The sequence below is a fragment of the Modestobacter sp. KNN46-3 genome, from assembly GCF_011039295.1.
The window spans coordinates 21,303-27,871 of record NZ_JAAKGN010000056.1 but is presented as its reverse complement, the minus strand read 5'-3'; the positions used below and the strand labels follow the sequence as shown (position 1 = coordinate 27,871).

The 6,569-nt window shown below is 73.1% G+C and carries 6 protein-coding genes; all 6 read left to right on the top strand.

Features of this window, described 5'->3' with window-relative positions; translation table 11 throughout:
- Positions 1-401 precede the first annotated feature (401 nt).
- The 6 genes from G5C62_RS13515 to G5C62_RS13490 all read left to right on the top strand — a co-directional run bounded on the left by G5C62_RS13515 (position 402) and on the right by G5C62_RS13490 (position 6,553).
- Positions 402-1,313, top strand: coding sequence for an alpha/beta hydrolase (locus G5C62_RS13515; RefSeq protein WP_164701392.1), 912 nt, complete (start codon positions 402-404; stop codon positions 1,311-1,313).
- Positions 1,310-2,050: a YveK family protein gene (locus G5C62_RS13510; protein ID WP_164701391.1), complete on the top strand. Its 741-nt coding sequence runs from the start codon at positions 1,310-1,312 to the stop codon at positions 2,048-2,050. Before G5C62_RS13515 ends, G5C62_RS13510 begins: the two co-directional genes overlap by 4 nt.
- Positions 2,051-2,121: 71 nt before the next feature.
- A complete protein-coding gene (locus tag G5C62_RS13505; RefSeq protein ID WP_164701390.1) occupies positions 2,122-3,540 on the top strand; it encodes a hypothetical protein in 1,419 nt (472 codons plus the stop codon).
- A gap of 73 nt (positions 3,541-3,613) precedes the next feature.
- The gene (locus G5C62_RS13500; RefSeq protein ID WP_164701389.1) at positions 3,614-4,747 is read left to right on the top strand and encodes a sugar-transfer associated ATP-grasp domain-containing protein; all 1,134 of its coding nucleotides are present in this window, start codon (positions 3,614-3,616) and stop codon (positions 4,745-4,747) included.
- Positions 4,748-4,823: 76 nt separating this feature from the next.
- A complete protein-coding gene (locus G5C62_RS13495; RefSeq protein WP_164701388.1) occupies positions 4,824-5,564 on the top strand; it encodes a hypothetical protein in 741 nt (246 codons plus the stop codon).
- Positions 5,561-6,553 carry a sugar-transfer associated ATP-grasp domain-containing protein gene (locus tag G5C62_RS13490; RefSeq protein ID WP_164701387.1) on the top strand — a complete coding sequence of 331 codons (993 nt, stop codon included), beginning with the start codon at positions 5,561-5,563 and terminating at the stop codon, positions 6,551-6,553. The genes G5C62_RS13495 and G5C62_RS13490 overlap by 4 nt, the downstream gene beginning before the upstream one ends.
- Positions 6,554-6,569: the final 16 nt, after the last annotated feature.

Sequence of the window (6,569 nt, the reverse complement as noted above, 5' to 3'; positions counted from 1 at the left end):
CCGCGGCACCCGATCAAGTGAACGAGCTACCGCTGCACGTGCGCGCGCGGATTAAACTGGCCACTCGCCACGCTGTGGGAACCCGACGAGTAAGGACGCACGGCAGTCACCGTGAGCGATCACAACCCGTCGAGTGTGAGTCACGTCACTCATGACCCGCGAGCAGCCCGGCACGCTCGGCCTGCCCGCCCTCGCCGTGACAGCGCTCACGGCGACCACAGAGCCCCGGACGCTAGGTTCGTCACGTTGCGAGCCAGCCCGTACCCCGCGACGGCAAGATGATGCAGCGCAGCCGCGCAGCACTGATGAGCCGACGGCCTCGACGAGACCCGGCCCCGCTGTCCTCGAACACCAGGGCCCTCGTCCGTCGCCGCCCGACGGATTCGAGAACCCCGATGCACGTGAAGAGCCCCGCCGCGTCGCGACCCGACCTCCCCGCTGCGGCGCTCGGCGTGACCGCCCTGGTCCTGACGCTGAGCGCCTGCTCCTCGTCGTCCGAGCCGACAGCTCGGCTCGACCCCGGGCCGGACAACGTGCGCGTGGAGGAAGGCCTCACCTACTGGTCCGACGACCAGAGCGAGCTGAAGCTCGACGCCTGTCTCCCCACCGACGCCGAGGGGCCCGTCCCCGCCGTGCTGCTCGTACACGGCGGGGGTTTCACCGAAGGCACCCGCGACAGCAGCGGACTGCGCACACTGTGCGAGCTGACGGCCGAACAGGGCGCGGCCGCCTTCTCGGTCGACTACCGGCTCGCACCGGAGTTCACCTACCCCGCCCAGGTCGACGACCTCGCCAACGCGGTGCAGTGGCTGCGCCAGCCCGCCCAGGTGGAGGCGTTCGGGATCGACCCGGCCCGGATCGGCGCCATCGGCAGCTCGGCCGGGGCGATCATCGCGCAGAGCCTGGCCACCCGCGGTGAGGGTCCGCTCGACACCGGTGCCCGGCTGGGCGCGGTGGCGTCCCTGAGCGGCGTCTCCGTGCTGTCCCCCGAGGGCCTGGAGCTCGGCCGGCCCAGTGAGCAGGCCGCCGACCTGGTGCTCAACTACCTCGGCTGCACCTCGGTGGCCGACTGCCCACAGTCGGTGCCGGCCTCCCCCATCACCGGTGTCGACCCCTCCGACCCACCGATGCTGCTGGTCAACGGCACCGACGAACTCGTACCCGAAGAACAACCCGAGGCGCTGGCGACAGCGCTGGAGGACGCCGGCGTCCAGGCAGAGCTGCTGATCGTCGATGCACCCAGCCACGGGATCACGCTGCTCAACAGCGACGTGCGACGTGCGGTACTCGCCTTCCTGGAGGAGCAGCTGTGACCAGCACGCCGGACTCCCGCACCCCAGCACCCGAGAGGACCCCCTACATGACCATCGACACCGCTGCGCCCCCGCTCCCCCGGTACCGCCACGAGGACCCGGGCTCCATGCAGCTGCGTGACGTGCTGCGCGTGATCCGCCGGAGCTGGATGATCATCGTGGCCGCGGTCGTCGCCGGCCTCCTCGCCGGCTGGCTCGTCACCGTCTTCATGCCGGAGCGCTACGAGACCGAGACCAAGGTGCTCGTCGACCCGGTCATCTCCGTCGCCGTCGACGGCACCGCCCCCGCCAACAGCGTGTCCCAGGCATCGGCGCTCGTCGCCGACCGCGTGGAGACCTACGCGGCGCTGGCCCAGACCCCCGCGGTGCTCGACCCCGCCATCGACGCCATCGGGGCGGACGTCGCCTCCACCGATCTCGTGGACAACGTCACCGCGGAGGTGCTCCCCCGCACCTCCATCATCAACATCACGGTCGAGGCCGGCACCCCGACGAACGCCGCCGAGCTCGCCAACGCGATCGCCGCCAGCCTCATCACCCAGATCGAGGGCGAGGACGCCGCCGCCAGCCCGGTCAACGTGACCGGCACCGTGGTGGAGGCGCCGGAGATCCCCGACGAGCTGGCGTCGCCGCTGCTGCTGCTCAACCTGCTGGTGGGGCTCGCGGTCGGCCTGCTGGTGGCCTTCCTGGTGATCGTGTTCCGGCAGGCGCTCTCCGCGGGCACCCGGGGACGCTGATGTCGGCACCGCCGACGACCGCAGCGGCCCCCGCGCGGTCCGGCCCGGGAACGCCTCCCGGGGCCGCCTGGGTGGCTGCTGCCGCCGTCCTGGCCTTCGTCCTGGCCGCCCTGGCCTGGATCGAGCCGGTCCTGCCGCTCGCCCTGCTCGTCGCCGTCACCGGGGTGCTGATCGCCGCGTTCCAGCCAAAGCTGTTCGCACTGCTGGCCCTGCTCGTGGTGATCCTCGCGGCGCCCATCCAGAACGTGGCCGGGCAGCTGGGCACCTACGCGGACGAGGGCGTGATCGCCCTCGCCGTCGTCGCCCTCAGCACCCGCCGCCTGGTCACCGAGGGGCGACTGGTCTGGCTGCCGGGGACCGGCTGGTTCCTGGGCTTCCTCGTCGCCGGGCTGCTCAGCTCCGTGCTGGCGGAGGTCCCCGCCGGGCTCGCCGTCCCCGCTGCCTTCATCGCCGTCAAGGGCGTGGTCTTCGCCTTCGCGCTCGCCCAGCTGCACTGGACCCGCGACGACCTGGCCCTGCTGGTCCGCCTCGGCGTCACGGCGATCGTGGTGATGGCCTTCACCGCACTGCTGAACCTCGCCCTCCCGGCGGCGTGGGCGAACTTCACCACCGGGCGTCCGCCGATCAGCTACATCGGCCCGTTCCCGGCGATCAACGGTGTGTTCCAGCACCCGGCCGCCTTCAGCCGGTTCAGCGGGGTGCTGGCCGTCGGCGCGCTCGTCTACGGCCTGGTGGTCCGCCGTTCCCTCGCCAACACGATCCTCGTGCTGCTCTCCGGCGGCCTGGCCTTCCTGACCTTCCAGGTCAAGTCCATCGTCGGGCTGCTGGCCACGCTGGCGGCGGTCGGCACCCGCTTCCTCCGGCCGGTCGGGGTCGCGGCGCTCCTCGCCATCGGTCCGCTCGTGGCGCTCCTCACCGTGCCGCCGCTCGCGGCGCTCATCGGTGGCGACATCGACATCTACCTCAACCAGGATTCCGCCCGCTCCATGCTCACCGCAGGCGGGGTCACCGTCGCGGCGCAGTTCTTCCCGTTCGGCGCGGGGTTCGGCCGGTACGCCAGCTCGACGGCCGCCGACGACTACAGCCCGCTGTACTACGCACTGGGCTTCCCCGGCCGCTACGGCCTGGGCCCGGGGCCGGACTCCGGTCAGTTCCTCAACGACTCCCAGTGGCCGGCGATCTACGGCGAGACCGGCTGGTTCGGCGCGTTCTGCTTCGCGGCCGGGCTCGCCTGCATGCTCGTCGCCCTGCTCCGGCGCGTCTCCGCCCGCGAGGACGTCCTGGTCCGCTGGATGCGGATCACCGGCGTCGGGTGGCTGGTCCTGCTGCTCGTGGAGTCCGCGGTGGCCCCGGTGTTCGTCTCGTCGCCGTCCTTCCCGTTCGTGTTCGCAGCCGCCGGCGTCATCGCCTCCCTCCGCGTCGACGCGCGGCAGGCCGCGGTCCTGGGACGCCCCCCGGTCATGGGGCACCGAGAACCAGCCGTTCCATGATCGTCTTCGGGCACAATGCCGTGGCCGGCCGACACCCCGGCGCCCTCGTGAGCCCAGCGGTAGGAGGAGGAACGTGGCCCTGAGCAGGCTGCAGCGCAACAAGTTGGTCTGGCTGTGGGGTTACCGGCCTGCGGACATCGCCGCCTACGGCTTCGACGACGGGCGTCCGGCCACCGACGCCGGCCGGTACCTGGGCAGCGACTGGAACCGCAGGTTCGTCCAGGACGTCGTCAACGACCCGCGCAACCACGTCCTCACCGAGCACAAGTGGGTCTTCTACCGCTTCGCCGACGGGTTCGGGTTGCCGGTGCCGCCGACCATCGGCTTCTTCGACAGCGTCCAGGGCACCACCTGGGACGGCGCGCGCCCGCTGCGGACCGTGCCCCAGGTCCTCGCCGAGCTGGACCGGGTCCGTCCGACCGGGCTGGTGGTGAAGCCCGCCGGCGGAGGGCAGGGCGCGCAGATCACCATCCTCGACCGGATCGACCACGCGACCGGCACGGCCACCACCCGCACCGGCGAGGAGACCACCCTCGAGCGCGTCTTCGCCGCACTCGACCCGGGCGGTGAGCGCGGGGTCAGCGGCTACGTCCTGCAGCACGCCGTCCGCAACCACCCGGAGCTGGCACAGCTCGCCCCCACGACGACCAACACCTGCCGCGTCCTGACCACCGTCGCCACCGACGGGACGGCGCACGCGCACGCCGCGAGCATCCGCCTCGGCCGACGCGGGGGCATGATCGACAACTGGGGGTCCGGCGGGGTCAGCATCCCGATCGACGTGGCCACCGGCGTGATGGGCCCGGGCATCCTCAAGGGGGTGCCCGGCGACCTGACCGAGCACCCTGACACCGGCGAGCGGTTCGCCGGCCGGGAGCTGCCCCTGTGGCAGGAGACCGTCGAGCTGTGCCGCCGCGCCGCCGTCCTCTTCCCGGGGCTGCGCTTCCTCGGCTGGGACGTCGTGATCGGCCCGGACGGGCCGATGCTGCTGGAGGGCAACGTGCACTGGAGCCTGCGCGGCTCCCAGATGCTGGCCGCCGACGGCTGGCTCGCCGATCCGGACACCCGGGAGCGGGTCGAGGGCCTCGGGGTGCCGCTGCCCACCGGCCGGGTGTCCCGGCAGGTCGCCGCCGGGGTGCTCGCCCGCGGTCGGGACCGCGCCCGTCGGGTCGCCCGGCGGGCCGGGCGCACCCTCACCTCCCGATGAACCCCGGTACCGGACGGGGCCACCCGTCCGGTACCGCACCCGGCCCGTGACCCCTGGAACGAACGAGAGGACGGCGATGAGTGCCGCCGAGGAGCACGCCCCCATCCGACTGCTGTGGACCGGAGGCTGGGACTCCTCCTTCCGGCTGATGCAGGCGCTGCTCGTCGAGCACCGGCCGGTGCAACCGATCTACGTGGTCAACCCCGAGCGGCGCAGCACCCTGCTGGAGCTCACCACGATGGCCCGGATGCGCGAGCAGCTGCTCCAGCGGCTCGACGACCCGGCGATGCTGGCCCCGGTCGAGATGCACCTGCGCTGGGACTTCCCGCCGTCGGAGGAGCTCCAGGCCCTCAACGCGTCGATCCTGCGCAACGGCACCTGGATCGGCAGCCAGTACGTCTACCTGGCCGGTGTCGCCGAGCGGCTCGGCTGGTCGGGCGTGGAGGTCTGCATGCAGGCCCACGACGACGGCCCCACCGCGCTGCACCGCCTGGTCTTCACCGACGACCGCGGGACGCTCAGCTCCGCGCCCGAGGCGCAGATGTTCCGGTTCTGGTCCTTCCCCGTCCTCCGGACGACGAAGGGCGAGATGGCCGAGATCGCCCGGGAGCACGGCTTCCTGGACCTGCTGTCCCAGCGCTGGTTCTGCCACGACCCGCTCGGCGACCTGCCCTGCGGTCAGTGCCGGCCCTGCCAGCTGACCAACCGGGACGGCGTGACCTTCGCTCCCCCGGCGCTCGTCCTCGGTCGCAAGCTCGTGCGGACCCAGCGCCGGGTCACCCGGGCCGCCAGGCGCCGGGTCCGGCGCACCGCATGACCAGTCGCGCCACGCTGCTGCGCACCATGGCGCGGCTGGAGCGGCGCCAGTACGCCGGCCGCCTGCACCCGTCGATGTGGCGACGCGGCTTCCTCTCCAACCGCTGGTACGCCTACCCCGGCATCCACGACCCCGCCGTCCCGTTCATCAGCGACGCCGCGGTCGAGGCACTGCTGCGCCGGCTGAACGACCCGGCCGGCGCACGGCTGCTGGAGGACAAGAACGTCTTCGCCGACGTCGTGGTCGCCCGCGGCCTCGCTGCTGCCGCCCCCGAGGTCTACGGCGTCGGGCTCCGCGGCACGCTGCACGGCCGGTCGGCCGCGGCGCTGGACCGGATGCGGACCGCGCCGGACGTCGTCCTCAAGCCCCTCGACGGCGCCGGCGGACGCGGGGTCCGCATCGTGGCGGGCGAGCGGGTCGAGGGCCTGGTCGCCGGCGAGCCGGGAGCCGCCGTGCTCGTGCAGGAGCGGCTGGAGCAGCACCCGCAGCTCCGGGCCGTCCACCCGGGCTCCCTCAACACGCTCCGCGCGCTGGCCATCCGGCTGCCGGACGGCGACCCGGTGGTCGCCGCCGCGGTGCACCGGTGGGGCACCGCGGCCAGCGGCGCCGTCGACAACGTCAGCTCGGGCGGTCTGTGCAGCGCCGTCGACCTCGCGACCGGGCGCCTCGGTCCGGCGGTGGGGCGCCCACGGGAGCGGGGGCGCCCCACCTACGACCGGCATCCCGACACCGGGGTGCCGATCGCCGGGGAGACCGTGCCGCACTGGGGCGAGGTGCTCGACCTGGTCGGGCAGCTGATGACGGCCTTCCCGGAGGTGACGCACGTCGGCTGGGACGTCTGCGTCACCGACCGCGGCCCACTGGTGCTCGAGGGGAACGCCGGCGTCCCGAACCTCAACGTGTTCCAGTTCCACGGGTCCTTCCTGGCCGACCCGCGCGTGCGCCGCTTCTACATCGACCACGGCCTGCTCGCCGCCCGGCACGCCTGAGCGCCGCGCGCCCGGC